Source organism: Octadecabacter antarcticus 307 (assembly GCF_000155675.2).
Lineage (GTDB): Bacteria > Pseudomonadota > Alphaproteobacteria > Rhodobacterales > Rhodobacteraceae > Octadecabacter > Octadecabacter antarcticus.
The window spans coordinates 4632100-4645604 of the sequence record NC_020911.1 but is presented as its reverse complement, the minus strand read 5'-3'; the positions used below and the strand labels follow the sequence as shown (position 1 = coordinate 4645604).

Annotated in this window: 14 protein-coding genes; 7 read left to right on the top strand and 7 right to left on the bottom strand. The window is 55.3% G+C overall.

Features of this window, described 5'->3' with window-relative positions:
* The first annotated feature begins 9 nt into the window (after nucleotides 1-9).
* Nucleotides 10-1125, top strand: coding sequence for a 3-deoxy-D-manno-octulosonic acid transferase (locus OAN307_RS23785; protein ID WP_083903196.1), 1116 nt, complete (start codon nucleotides 10-12; stop codon nucleotides 1123-1125).
* Nucleotides 1122-2108, top strand: coding sequence for a tetraacyldisaccharide 4'-kinase (gene lpxK / locus OAN307_RS23780; RefSeq protein WP_015501949.1), 987 nt, complete (start codon nucleotides 1122-1124; stop codon nucleotides 2106-2108). The genes OAN307_RS23785 and lpxK overlap by 4 nt, the downstream gene beginning before the upstream one ends.
* On the opposite strand, the gene OAN307_RS23775 is transcribed toward lpxK, so the two are convergent.
* From OAN307_RS23775 to OAN307_RS23765, 3 genes are read right to left on the bottom strand one after another with little or no spacing between them, the layout of a single operon-like run.
* Nucleotides 2095-3219 (bottom strand): CaiB/BaiF CoA transferase family protein, encoded by a 1125-nt coding sequence (locus tag OAN307_RS23775; protein WP_015501948.1) that lies wholly within the window; start codon nucleotides 3217-3219, stop codon nucleotides 2095-2097. The two genes, lpxK and OAN307_RS23775, sit on opposite strands and share 14 nt — an antisense overlap.
* Entirely contained in the window at nucleotides 3216-3884 is a 669-nt protein-coding gene (locus tag OAN307_RS23770) for a DsbA family protein (RefSeq protein WP_015501947.1), read from the bottom strand. The genes OAN307_RS23775 and OAN307_RS23770 overlap by 4 nt, the downstream gene beginning before the upstream one ends.
* 24 nt (nucleotides 3885-3908) lie before the next feature.
* Nucleotides 3909-4424 (bottom strand): DUF721 domain-containing protein, encoded by a 516-nt coding sequence (locus OAN307_RS23765; protein ID WP_015501946.1) that lies wholly within the window; start codon nucleotides 4422-4424, stop codon nucleotides 3909-3911.
* Between the two features lie 122 nt (nucleotides 4425-4546).
* Here OAN307_RS23765 and OAN307_RS23760 point away from each other — a divergent pair, with 122 nt between their 5' ends.
* Both OAN307_RS23760 and OAN307_RS23755 read left to right on the top strand, forming a co-directional pair.
* Nucleotides 4547-5545 carry an A/G-specific adenine glycosylase gene (locus OAN307_RS23760; RefSeq protein WP_015501945.1) on the top strand — a complete coding sequence of 333 codons (999 nt, stop codon included), beginning with the start codon at nucleotides 4547-4549 and terminating at the stop codon, nucleotides 5543-5545.
* 45 nt (nucleotides 5546-5590) lie between these two features.
* Nucleotides 5591-6739 carry an alkane 1-monooxygenase gene (locus tag OAN307_RS23755; protein WP_015501944.1) on the top strand — a complete coding sequence of 383 codons (1149 nt, stop codon included), beginning with the start codon at nucleotides 5591-5593 and terminating at the stop codon, nucleotides 6737-6739.
* A gap of 7 nt (nucleotides 6740-6746) precedes the next feature.
* On the opposite strand, the gene galE is transcribed toward OAN307_RS23755, so the two are convergent.
* From galE to OAN307_RS23735, 4 genes are all read right to left on the bottom strand, one after another.
* The gene (gene galE / locus OAN307_RS23750; protein ID WP_015501943.1) at nucleotides 6747-7751 is read right to left on the bottom strand and encodes a UDP-glucose 4-epimerase GalE; all 1005 of its coding nucleotides are present in this window, start codon (nucleotides 7749-7751) and stop codon (nucleotides 6747-6749) included.
* A 221-nt stretch (nucleotides 7752-7972) separates the two neighbouring features.
* A complete protein-coding gene (locus OAN307_RS23745; protein ID WP_015501942.1) occupies nucleotides 7973-9094 on the bottom strand; it encodes a site-specific DNA-methyltransferase in 1122 nt (373 codons plus the stop codon).
* 111 nt (nucleotides 9095-9205) lie between these two features.
* Complete coding sequence (locus OAN307_RS23740) at nucleotides 9206-9826, bottom strand: ribonuclease HII (RefSeq protein WP_015501941.1); 621 nt, start codon at nucleotides 9824-9826, stop codon at nucleotides 9206-9208.
* 412 nt (nucleotides 9827-10238) lie between these two features.
* The gene (locus OAN307_RS23735) at nucleotides 10239-10679 is read right to left on the bottom strand and encodes a hypothetical protein (RefSeq protein WP_015501940.1); all 441 of its coding nucleotides are present in this window, start codon (nucleotides 10677-10679) and stop codon (nucleotides 10239-10241) included.
* 165 nt (nucleotides 10680-10844) lie between these two features.
* Between OAN307_RS23735 and OAN307_RS23730 the strand changes: the two genes are divergently transcribed.
* From OAN307_RS23730 to OAN307_RS23720, 3 genes are all read left to right on the top strand, one after another.
* A complete protein-coding gene (locus OAN307_RS23730; RefSeq protein WP_015501939.1) occupies nucleotides 10845-11126 on the top strand; it encodes a hypothetical protein in 282 nt (93 codons plus the stop codon).
* On the top strand, nucleotides 11098-11802 hold the full coding sequence (locus OAN307_RS23725) for a winged helix-turn-helix domain-containing protein (RefSeq protein WP_015501938.1): 705 nt from the start codon (nucleotides 11098-11100) through the stop codon (nucleotides 11800-11802). Before OAN307_RS23730 ends, OAN307_RS23725 begins: the two co-directional genes overlap by 29 nt.
* Before the next feature lie 537 nt (nucleotides 11803-12339).
* A complete protein-coding gene (locus tag OAN307_RS23720) occupies nucleotides 12340-13476 on the top strand; it encodes a phosphoserine transaminase (RefSeq protein WP_015501937.1) in 1137 nt (378 codons plus the stop codon).
* The last annotated feature ends 29 nt before the right edge of the window (nucleotides 13477-13505 follow it).

Below are 13505 nucleotides of genomic sequence, written 5' to 3'. Positions count from 1 at the left end.
TTTGGGCCAGTGATTTGGGTTCATTGTGGTGACGAAAGCGAGGTGAATACGACCATTTCGTTGGCCACGCGTTTACACGAACACAGCGATGCAATGGATGTGCTGATCACGGCCGGCGCTGAAATTTTACCGCTTTTGACACAGGTTCCAGACGGGGTGAACTTGGTTGCTATACCGCCAGACACACTCGTCAAAGTGCGGGCGTTTCTTGAACAATGGTCCCCACAACATCTGATCTGGAATGGCGGTCCTGTCCGCCCGGTCTTGTTACGCTGTATTGAAGAAATCGGTCTAGGCGCAACCATGATCAACGCCCGCAACTCTACCCTTTTTGCTGGCAAATCGCGGTGGCTGCCGCGCGCTTCACGCACTGCGGTCCTACCGTTCACAAGTGTATTGACCGCAGATGGTGCGACAGCCACCCGGTTAATCCGTGGCGGGGTACCACGTGAAAAGGTCGTGGCGATCGGTCCGATTTTGGAAGAACCCACCACACTGCGCCACGATTCAAACGAGCTTACGGTCTTGATCGAAGCGTTAAGCACGCGCCCACTTTGGTTTGCCGCCAGTGTCACCACACCCGAGGTTGTGCATATTGTCGCGGGGCATTTGGCTGCGAGCCGCAAAAACCATCGTCTTTTACTCATCATCACTCCGCGTGATATCGACAGTGGTCCGCGCGTCGCACAGGTTCTGCGCGAGGCCGGCTTTAAGGTTGGTGTGAGGTCACAAGGCGATGATCCTGAACCAGAACATCAGGCCTATGTCGCAGACTTGGACGATGAACTTGGGTTATGGTACCGCGTCGCACCACTCACATTTACGGGTGGCACCTTGAGCGCAGGCGGCGCGATCTCACCGATAGAACCGATCGCGCTAGGGTCTGCTGTGATTCATGGCCCGCGCAAGGCCCCACATGTGGGGCGTTTCGCGCGGCTGGCACAGGCACAGGCAAGTCGTGAAATCCGCTCGGCGGCAGAACTGGGGATCGCAGTTGGTGTGCTGATCTCACCAGAACAAACCGCACGGATGGCATTGGCGGGATGGTCTGAAATTACCCAAAACGCTGAAACGATAAACCAGCTTGTGATGGATGCCGTACAAAGCACAGAGGTCACACGATGAAACCGCCCCTGTTTTGGTATCAAAACCGCAGCATTATCGCCGCAGTTTTATCACCCTTAGGGGCGCTTTATGGTGCGGCGACAGCATGGCGCCTGCGCCAAAGCCCAACCCACCGCGCAACTGTCCCTGTCATTTGCATCGGCAATATCAACGCTGGCGGGACTGGCAAAACCCCCACCGCAATCGCACTGGCGCAGCGGTTGATCGGGTTTGGACAGACACCGCACATCGTAAGCCTCGGCTATGGTGGATCGCTGGACGGCCCCGTGCAAGTTGACCCAAACACCCACCTTGCCAGTGACGTGGGCGATGAACCACTGTTGCTTACGGCATTCGCGCCGACGTGGGTGTCCAAGGATCGTGCGCAGGGCGTCAAGGCGGCTGAGTCTGCGGGGGCAACGGTCATCTTGCTCGACGACGGGTTTCAAAACCCGAGTGTGCGTAAGGATTTGAACATCGTGGTGGTGGATGCCATCAAAGGGTTCGGTAATGGCCGCGTCATTCCGGCCGGACCTTTGCGCGAACCAGCCAAGGCAGGTCTTGCGCGGGCAGACGCCGTGTTGGCGATTGGCCCTGACGCTGCAAGGGGTGCGTTTATGCCCAGTTTACCACTGCACTGTGTCCGCCTGAACGGTCGGCTGGACGCACTGCCGACGGGAATGCCATGGGACGGATTGCGCGTCTTGGCCTTCGCAGGGATCGGCCATCCTGAAAAGTTCTTTGCGACGTTAAAAGGCCTTGGCGCTGATGTTGTGCGCAATGAGGCGCTAGACGATCACCAGCCGTTCACTGATGCGCTGTTAACGCGCCTGGAAACCGAGGCAAAGTCGCGTCGGCTGATCATGGTCACGACCGAAAAAGACGCCACGCGACTGCCGGACAGTTTCCGCCCGAAGGTTACGGTGCTGCCTGTACGGTTGTCCCTGTTGGATTGGCGTCCACTTGACGCGAAGCTGGCACTCCTCGGGATTACGTCCCGATGATGTCCTGATCTTGACCGAGCGATGGCGCAGGCCGATCTAGCGCAAGGTCAGCGTCTGAGAACCGCATCGGCGGTCGCACCGACAGCGCACCATCAATATCAAGCTTCAAACTCCGCGCAATCACCTGCGGGTCTGCAAAAACATCCTCAAACGTGTTGATTGGCCCGGCAGGCACGCCTTTGGTTTCGCAGGCCGTCAGGATATCTGCCTTCGTCCACCCAAGCATTTTTTCAGCCAGCAGTGGCACCAACGTTGCACAGCTTTCTAGACGCGCAGGATTGGTCGCAAAACGCGGGTCAACGCCCAGTGCATCCGCGCCCAGAACACTGCAAAACTTGCGAAACTGACCATCGTTGCCCACAGCAATAATCACATGACCATCGGCGCATTCGAACACTTGATAGGGCACAATATTTGGGTGGGCATTGCCAAGACGTTCAGGTGATTTACCCGTCGCCAAATAGTTCATGGCTTGGTTGGCTGTGGTCGCCACTGCAACATCGAGCAGCGCAAGATCAATATGTTGCCCACGTCCTGTGCCATGGCGCTGATGAACAGCGGCAAGGATTGCGTTGCTGGCGTAAAGGCCCGTGAAAATATCCGTAACGGCAACGCCAACCTTTTGCGGTTGCCCGTTTGGATCACCAGTGACGGACATCAATCCTGACATGCCCTGAATAATATAATCGTAGCCAGCGCGCGCCGCATAGGGTCCGTCTTGACCAAAGCCTGTGATGGAACAGTAAATCAGACGTGGATGGCTGGCGCGCAGGCTGGCATAATCCAACCCATGTTTGGCAAGCCCACCAACTTTGAAATTCTCAATCAGCACATCGGCATCCGCCAGAAGACGCATCAGCGCCACCTTACCGTCTGCGGTGCGAAAATCAATCACGACAGACTTTTTGCCCCTATTGCAGCAATGAAAATATGCGGCAGAGCGTTCGCCACCGCGTTCAAAAAACGGCGGCCCCCATGTGCGGGTATCATCGCCTTCCGGCGCTTCAACCTTAATGACCTCAGCGCCCATATCCGCCAGCAGTTGACCCGCCCATGGTCCCGCCAAAATGCGGGCTAATTCAACGACTTTCAGGCCCCCAAGTGGTGTCATTCGTTCGCTTCAGCCATCTTCTCTTCAAGCACTTCTGCGAAATCAGCGTAGTTCATATTGGAGTACTTTTCACCGTTAATTAAGAAAGTCGGCGTCCCCTGAACATCGTCCGCATCAGCGTTGAAACGATACCAGCCTGTTAGCTCCTGCGCCTTCGCCTCGTCGGTCAAACAAACGTCGAGTTCTGCATCAGTCAGACCCGCGACCTTACCAATATTACGCAATGAAGTGATGATATCTTCGCCACTTTCGCCGCGCGCCCAATCTTGCTGGTTTTCATACAGCAGGTTTGAAATGCCAAAGAAGCGCATCTCGCCACCACAGCGTGCAATCATCGACGCCCAAAGGCCCGGGGCGTCAAAATAGACTTCGCGGTAGGTGAAGCCAATCAAACCGGTATCGATGTAGTTCGCCTTGATCTGCGGATATTGATCAGCGTGAAAAGAAGCGCAATGCGGGCAAGTAAAAGACGCATATTCGAGGACTTGAACCGCTGCGTCGGGGTTGCCTTGGATCATCTCGACAACATCGAACTGGGCGGCTTCCAATGTTTCTGCGGCTCCGCTCGATTGTGCAGACGCGGGGGTGCGGTTCAAGAACCACGCACCACCAGCGACGGCAACAATAGCAACAACAGCGACGGAAGAGAGGATAGATTTGTTCATCAGGTCTACTTTCAGTTTCCAGATTCAAGAATCGGAGGGACGTTTGCTTATAACATTTGCGCCCAAGGCCGCGAGGGCCGCGCGCAGGGAGTCATTCTTTACGGGTGCAGCAAGATCTTGCGCCGCAGATTGTGCTTCGGGTTTAGGGCCGCGCGGGGTCGCCGCACCGTGATCAAACGCCATCTGCCCTTCGGCAAATCCTGTTGCGGCTGTCTGGGTGATGCGGATGCGGGCGATGGCATTGTAGCCGTAACAGGCATTCACCTTGGCGCGAATTTGTTCTTTTTGCATCTCTAACATCGGGGCTTGCGCACCGGACGTCAGCACCGTCAACGTCGCGCCCATCCCGCCACGGGCATACCCCACATCGACGGGATGCGCGATTTTCGCAATCGCTTCGCCAACAATTTCAGCCCAATGGGTCAAAACACGACTTTGCGCAAACCCACGCGTTTCGGTCGCCCCACGAATGCGTTTTTGCATCAGGGTAGCAGCACGAGAGAATCCGCGCGTTGTGCTATGAGGACGTGGCTGTTTCATCGTTATGCGCTATTCTAAACCCTTGAGGCGGCAACGCCAGAGAAACCACGGTAAAGGGCTCATAAACATTGCGTGACATCACCAAAGCCCTGTTGGATTGGTACGACGTACACGCGCGCGAAATGCCGTGGCGCGTGATGCCGACGATGCGCAAAGCGGGGTATCTGCCCGATCCCTATGCCGTTTGGTTGTCAGAAGTGATGTTGCAGCAGACCACCGTGGCCGCTGTGCGCGGCTATCACACCAGATTTATGGCGTTCTGGCCAACCGTCGGCGCATTGGCGGCCGCCGAGGATGCAGATGTCATGGCGGCATGGGCAGGGCTCGGTTATTATGCGCGGGCGCGTAACTTGTTGAAATGCGCGCGAACGGTGGTGGCTGATCACGGAGGCGCGTTCCCGCAAACCTATGTCGCGTTAATCGAATTGCCCGGCATCGGCCCCTACACGGCAGCAGCCATTTCCGCGATTGCCTTTGATGAGGCGTCGACAGTTCTGGACGGCAATGTCGAACGAGTGATGTCACGCCTATATGACGATCACACACCCCTGCCTGCCGCCAAGCCCGTGCTGATGGACTTTGCCATGCGGCACACATCGCAGATACGCCCAGGGGACTACGCACAGGCCGTGATGGATTTGGGTGCTACGATTTGCACGCCCAAGAAGCCCGCCTGCGGGATTTGCCCAGTGCGCGGCGCTTGCAAAGCACAGATGGCTGGTACACAAGGCAAGCTGCCTAAAAAGACTCCAAAGAAACCAAAGCCAACACGCCATGGCGTTGCCTATATTGCGCGACGTGATGATGGCGCTTGGTTGCTGGAAACGCGACCCGACCGGGGTCTTTTGGGCGGCATGCTCGGATGGCCAACGACAGACTGGGGCGACACGCCACCAGACCAAGAGCCAGTTTCGGCAGATTGGCAGGAACTTGATACGCACGCGCGACATACGTTCACCCATTTTCACCTAATCCTGCGGGTCCAGACGGCATGGCTCCCCCGTGATGCGTTGCCCGATCGTGGACAATTCATCCCAGCTGACACCTTTAGCCCCGACGCGCTGCCAACCGTGATGCAAAAGGCCTACACTCTGGCGGTTGCGACACTACGGAATGTTTGAGCGAACAGCGCTAACCGCTATGGTGCATTCAAACAGGAGATCACAATGACACCCTTTCCCATCGTGTCCCCCACCAACATGGCCCGTGTCGCACGCGCAGCACCGTTCTGGTCGTCGGTGGCGTTGATCCCGCTGGCGTGGATCGGGGCCGTCTTTGGCGGTTGGACAGTGATCTTGATGCCCGTCGCTACGTGGTATTTATTTTCGGCAATCGACGCACTGGCGGGAAGCTACGAAGAAAACGCAGACCTTGAGACTAGCGAAGATGAGCTTTTCTGGTACCGCCTGGTGACCATCATCTGGGCACCACTGCAGTTTATCACACTGTTTGGCGTGCTTTGGTATGTCACCGCGACTGGGCATTTGGGGGCATTGGAAAAGATCGTGCTATTCTTCGGGATTGGGGTCATGTCGGGCACCATCGGCCTCGTGTACGCCCATGAACTCGCCCACCAGAAGCCGAAATTCGAACGCTGGTTTGGGGATATCCTGCTGGCCATGGTGCTTTACTCCCACTTTCGCAGCGAACACCTGCTGGTTCATCATCGCTACGTCGGCACCCCAAAAGATCCCGTGACAGCGCGCTACAACGAAGGGTTTCACAAATATTTTCCACGCGTTTTACGCCAGCAACCAGTGTCTGCCTTCCACGCGGAAAAGGCGATGTTGGCCCGTAGAAACTTCGCGTGGTACCACCGTTCAAACCCGTTCTGGCGCTATGGTGCGTTGCAATTTGCGATGCTGATGCTCGCCATTTCGGTCGGTGGATGGGCCGGATTGGGCCTATTCCTTGTGCAGGCATTCACCGCCATGTGGCAGTTGGAATTGACGAACTATGTTGAACATTACGGATTGACCCGCAAACATCTCGGGAACGGCAAATACGAACACCTTCTGCCCCGCCATTCGTGGAACGCGTCCCAATTGGGGACAAACTGGCTGCTGATCAATTTACAGCGCCATTCGGACCACCACTACAAACCTGACCGTCGCTTCCCACTGTTGCAAACTTATGACGAAGACCAAGCACCACAATTACCCTACGGCTATCCAATCATGACAGCAGCTGCGATGATCCCACCCATTTGGCGGAGGGTTATGAACCCACGGGTGCGGGCATGGCGCAAGAAACACTACCCCGAGATAAAAGATTGGGCGCCGTACAAAAACGCGACCAACCCAATGCCCCGCTAAGAGCGCGTCAATGCATGTTGCGTCGCTGTCCGCTGACCCACGCCCAACTTGATTTACACATATCAGTTAAGGTTCGCTTCGCTTCAAAACCTAAACGCGCCTTGGCCTGTTCGGGCCGCGCTGTCAGGACGGCAACGTCCCCTTCACGGCGTGGTGCGATCTTGTAGGCAAGGTCCTGGCCGCATGCCTCTGAATAGGCTTTGAGGACGTCCAACACCGACGATCCTTCGCCTGTGCCAAGGTTGACTGTGTGGCTTTTGCCAGTTTCCAACAGCGATTTCAACGACAGAACATGCCCATCGGCGAGGTCTTCGACGTGGATGTAATCACGCACACCCGTGCCGTCAGGTGTGTCATAATCATCGCCAAACACGCCAAGCTCCGTCAGTTCACCCATTGCGACCTTGGCAATGTATGGGACAAGATTGTTGGGAATATCGCTCGGGTCTTCACCAATCATCGCAGACTTATGCGCACCCACGGGATTGAAATAACGCAGGATACCGACGGCCCAAGTATCGGGCAATTGTTCCAGAATCTGTTCACCCACTATTTTGGTGAACGCGTAGGGCGACGTGGAGGTACGCGGATGGTCTTCTGGGATCGGCTGAACGTCGGTATCGCCATAGACAGTCGCAGAGGATGAAAATACGATGCTGCGTATATTGGCCGCGTCCATCGCGGCCAGCAGGTTAAGCAATCCACCAATATTCGTGTGCATATAATCCAGCGGCTTTGCGACGCTTTCACCAACGGCTTTCTTGGCTGCAAAATGCACGACGCCGTCGATCTTGTGGGCGGCAAATACGGCGTCCAAATCGGTGCGATCCAGCACATCACCCTGAAAGACATGGACCATTTTACCAGCAATATCTTGCAAGCGGCTTGGCACATCCGGCTTCGCGTTCGAAAAATTGTCCAAAATAACGACTTCATATCCAGCCCCAACCAGCGCCAGATAAGTATGGGACCCGATATATCCAGCCCCACCTGTGAGAAGAATTTTCGCCATGTTGATTCCCGCAATAACACCCCCTTATGGCGGGCAAAACAGCCTGCGTCACGCCATAATCATAGGGAACTCAAGCAGAAAAAACCCCCGTCAGGTCTTGGGGACCGACGGGGGGTAAGTGGTGCCACGGCAATTGGGCGCCGGGCACAGGCGGAAAACTTGGGGTAGGCCTAATTCGACTTTCGATTTTACTTTGTATGCTGGAGTAAAGTCGAAACGCTTTAGTTAGACCGCATTTCAGAACGGATTTGTTGGCGCAGCAGATCAATCGGGACCTTTTTACCGTCACGACGGAAGTGCCAGTAGGTCCAACCGTTGCAGCTTGGTGCGTTTTCGCAGGCCGCACCCACTTGGTGGATCGACCCCTTGGCATCGGCACCAATCAATGTACCGTCAGCACGTACCTTGGCCTTGTGGCGACCATTCATCGACCACAGCTCTTCACCAGGGCGCAGCATGCCACGTTCCACGACTTGGCCAAACGGCACACGCGGTTCAGCACGTTTGGACTGCGTCACTTCAAGGGCTTCACTATCGAATTTACGGATCTTCGCCAGACGCCTTGCAGCAACGGCGCGATATTCAGCTTCGCGTTCGATGCCGATGTAATCGCGACCCAGCATCTTGGCGACAGCGCCTGTTGTGCCTGTCCCAAAGAACGGGTCCAGCACGACATCACCGGGGTTCGTGGTGCCGAGCAGCACACGGTGCAGCAAGCTTTCGGGTTTTTGTGTCGGGTGGGCTTTGTCGCCTTGGTCATTTTTCAATCGTTCATGTCCCGTGCAAATCGGAAGCACCCAGTCGCTACGCATTTGGATGCCTTCGTTCAAAGCCTTTAAGGCTTCATAATTAAAGGTTGGTTTCGATGTCTCAGATTTGGAGGCCCAGATCAGCGTCTCATGCGCATTGGTTAGGCGTTTCCCGCGGAAATTCGGCATCGGGTTCGACTTGCGCCAGACCACGTCATTCAAAATCCAAAATCCTTGGTTCTGTAGCTCTGTGCCCATACGGAACACATTGTGATAAGAACCGATCACCCAGATCGCGCCATCCTTTTTCAGGATGCGGCGGGCGGCCTTAAGCCATGCATGGGTGAAATCATCATAGACCTTAAAGCTGGCGAACTGATCCCAATCGTTATCAACTGCGTCGACCTTGGAATTGTCTGGGCGATGCAAATCACCCTTCAGTTGAAGGTTATAGGGCGGGTCCGCAAAAATCAGATCAACACTACCCTCTGGCAGGCTGTTCATGACCTCAATGCAGTCACCATCAAGGATCGTGTTCAGGGGTAGCGAAGCCTGTAGATCGGCCGCACCCTTCCCGGATGTTTTCTTTGTCATACTCTGCCTTTGTCCCGGCGGTTTATCCGCTCATTCGTTATGCCCAATGTGAGTCAAAGGTGATTCGCAGTCAAAAGCTTTATTGAATCAAAGGGTTAAGATTTATTCTTGTCACAACATGTTGTGGACGGGTTTGAACGACCGTCTATGGTGTGGGGTCACCCCAATATTTTGCAGCGCAGATATGTGGCTTTTGGACCCGTATCCGGCATTCGTGTCCCACCCGTACCCCGGATAGTGTTGCGCCAACTCCACCATGATCCGGTCGCGACAAATTTTTGCCACAATTGAGGCCGCTGCAATCGACAAAGACCGCGCATCACCCTTGATGATTGTTGTCGCTGGGATGATCAAACCGCGTGGGACCATGTTGCCATCAATCAGCGCGTGATCCACACGGTTTAGTCCGGCGCCCAATCCGGCGATCGCCCGTTCCATAGCGAGGTGGCTGGCGCGCAGTATATTGATTTCATCGATTTCTTCGACGGTTGCGTGCGCGATTGAAACTTCGGCGCTGGCAAAGATCAGCGGCTCCAACAATTCGCGCTTTTTGCGACTCAGCGCTTTGCTGTCGTTCAATCCATCTGGGATATTGGCCGGATCAAGGATCACGGCGGCGGCGGTCACTGGGCCAGCAAGCGGGCCACGCCCGACTTCGTCAACACCCGCGATCCGTAGAATGCCGCGTGCGAACAGGTCCTGTTCGAAGGTAAAATCTGGGCCACTTGTCATAGGGTCGGTGTCTCAGACCCCACCAATTACCGCAAGATTAAAGCCAGAAAGACCCTGCGATAGGGCGGCCGCGGGTATAAGCGTCAGTCGCCGGGGCTTTCGTCACTTTAGTCTTTGTGACGAGCTGTGACTTGGTTTCACGGCCCTTTACAGATTTCACGTTTTGAAATTTGGCGGTCAAACGGTCTTGAATCATGGGGCGTCCTTTCAGGGTCTGCGTTTATGATTTCCATAAAGTAGCATGCTCCGCGCGCGGCGTTAGGGGTATCTGCGCAACCCCGTCATGCAAAATTTGCCGTAAGTATCAATTATCCAAAGCCGTTCGGCCATAAAAAGAGGCAGGGGGCCATGTTCTCCCCCCCGCCTCTGAACGAGGGACCACTTTGCGCGGTCACCCTGCTCCGCACGGGCGCTAATGCCGGTTGGTGCGGAATCCTGCGTTGCGCATGCAACGTGCGCGGTATCCTTGGCGGCGCTGGCCGTTCTCAGTGCGCACGCGGACGTGACACGCCTGCGGCAAACGGTTTGTGAAGCGGTAGTTGTTGGTCAAGCAACGCTGGGTGAACATCCGCACGGTATTGCCACGGCGCGTGTCGATACTGCGCAGACAGTCTGCCGGAAGAACCTGCCAATTGCGCGGTTGCGGGACTGGTTCCGGCACATGGGCTGATCTGTCATTTCTATTGCGGCTGTGATGAACGACAGCACTGATGAACAACAGCGCTAGAATACCAGCAATCGCATCTTCATCTGAAATCTGCGCCGACGCAGTCGTTGGGGTGATCGCCGTCAAAGCCAGCACAATAGACAGAACACCGGCACTGAGGGTCTTTGAGATTGAGTGAGCAAACATCGCATGATCCTTTCGAGTAATGCTGGGCAGCACGCCAGCTTGGTATGGATCAACGATGGGGTTGCGGGCGCATGTCGTTCAATAACGCCTCGGTGTTAAGTGATTTCAACACCAAGTCGCATAGCAGATATTGAATAACATCGCGGGTGAAGGCATGTTTCGGGTATGAAACTCATTATCCCTCTCACTGTCGCATTCTTGGTGGTGTCGCCTGCGGCGCAGGCCGCGTGTTTTGCCGACTATAAAGCCAAGCGTGACGATCCCCTTCGGCTGCACTACGGTGTCGCTGAGATCATGGGCGCGTGTTCGCTAGAAGGCGCGCTTGTCGAACTGACGCCGCGCCTTGCTGCTGACGATTGGCAACTATTGAACGTCTTGGGCGTCTTTGATGACGCTGGACTTGAGGAGAGACAGGACAGTGCAGGAGAAAACTACCTCCGCTATTGAATCGCGTCAGACGGGCAACAAGGTTGTCGTCGGCGGGATTGCAGCGATCGTCGTCATTTTGGCGACGGCCGCGATTTTGTTGTTCGTGAACCTGCCCGATGCCAACGCGTTTAACGCGCGGGTTGAACAGCTGTTCGTTGAAAACGCATCGCTGACCGGACAGGCCGAAATCAAACTTCTGGAGATTCTGGCACAATCAGGCACCGCATTTTCCGCGACCTTGGACAGTTACCGATTTGTGATTTTCGTGCTGCTGGTATTCGCAACGGCATTGCTAATTGCGTCCGTGATGTTCCTCGTGATGTTGATCGCCATGAACCGCCGGATGGGGAAGATCGAACGCAAGGGGATTGAGGTTAATTCCCTGCTGATCTCACGCGATCAAAATATGGTCTACCTTAACGATTTTGAATTTAAGCTAACCGATGCGGCAATTGAAACACTGAGCGTGTTGGCCGAAGCGCGGATGGACGACGAAGTTCTGTCCGGTGCCGAAATTGAAGGTGTTATTTCAGGTCGGCCGTCATCAGATTGCGAAGAGGCTGCAGGTGCCACGCGGATCAAACGGTTGCGCGATACGTTGGGCAACCAGATGATCTCTGAACTTTTGGTCCGCAACATCGCGCGGCGCGGCTACATGCTGGCGATTGATAAAGATGTTATTCGCATGGTGTGACCCCGCCGTCGCTTGGTCGGGACCTTATCCGTGGGCAAGGCTTCTATCGCTTAAGAAGACCTGATCTTACGTGTCGATCAATATCTTACGTGTCGATCAATGAGTGAGGTTTCTGTGGCACGCAGAAACCTTTTCAAACATCATCGCTTTCCCAGGCATATGATCCTGTTGGCCGTACGCTGGCATTGCCAATATCCACTGTCCTATAGGGGCGTTCGGGCCTATAGGGATGTTCGGGATTTATTGGCAAGATGCCAACTCTCTCAGCGGTTTTTATTTGTCTAATATGCCTGTGGAGCAAATTTGCGCGTGACCACATGCTAGGACCTCTGGTCACCGGTCGCGGAACAAAACCAAATTTCCGTGTGTCAGATTTGTGCCTATCGGAAACATGCGTTCCTGCATCGTTCTGCAAAAGGCTACATTTACCTGCGTGGCAAGACCCTTTGCCTATTGCTGTTTTTACTGCGGATACGTATGTCCGGCGGTGGGACACCCTTCCCCAACGAAGGGCGCTTATCTGGAAGGATAGCAAAAATGGCTATGACTAAACCCGGCGCGCGGCCGTCTAATTCGCGTTTTTCATCTGGCCCTTGTGCCAAACCCCCTACATGGTCGCTTGAGGTATTGAAGGACGCGCCGCTTGGTCGTTCGCACCGCGCCGCTGTGGGCAAAGACAAATTAAAGGCGGCAATTGACCTCACGCGCGACGTGCTGGGCATCCCTGCAGATTACCGCATTGGCATTGTGCCAGCATCCGACACGGGTGCCGTGGAAATGGCGATGTGGTCCCTGCTTGGCGAACGCCCTGTTCAGATGGTTGCATGGGAAAGTTTTGGGGCGGGCTGGGTCAGCGACGTCATCAAACAGCTTAAGATCGACGCGTCCGAACACATCGCAGATTACGGTCACATCGTGGATATGGCAGCACTTGATTACAACCAAGACGTTGTCTTCACGTGGAATGGTACGACATCTGGCGTGCGGGTCGCGGGCGATCCGATCCCTGCCAACCGCACAGGTCTGACAATTTGCGACGCCACAAGTGCCGCCTTCGCGCAGGACCTGCCGTGGGACAAGCTCGATGTCACGACGTTTTCGTGGCAGAAAGTCATGGGCGGCGAAGCGGCGCACGGAATGATCGTATTGTCGCCGCGTGCGGTTGAACGGCTTGAATTCTATACGCCACCTTGGCCGATGCCCAAGATTTTCCGCATGACCAAAGGTGGCAAGCTGATTGAGGGGATTTTTAGGGGTGAGACCATCAACACCCCGTCGATGCTATGCGTTGAGGATTACCTATTCGCGCTGAATTGGGCGAAATCCATTGGCGGTCTGGACGCACTGAAAATGCGCGCCGACGCCAACGCGCAGGCGATCTGGAACTTCTGTGCCACGCGCGATTGGATCGACAATCTGGCGGTGAACGCGGCGACGCGGTCGAACACATCGGTGTGTCTAAAGTTTACCGATCGACGCATCACGGACGGTGCGGCATTCGCCAAAGCGATTGCCAAACGGCTTGAGGTTGAAGGCATTGCGCTGGATATCGGGGCGTATCGTGATGCGCCTGCTGGGTTGCGGATTTGGTGTGGTGCCACGGTTGAGACGTCTGACATTGAAGCGATGTTGCCGTGGCTCGACTGGGCCTTTCAGACCGAAATCAACGCCTGAATTTTGGGACCGCCCGGCGTCAAAGCGGC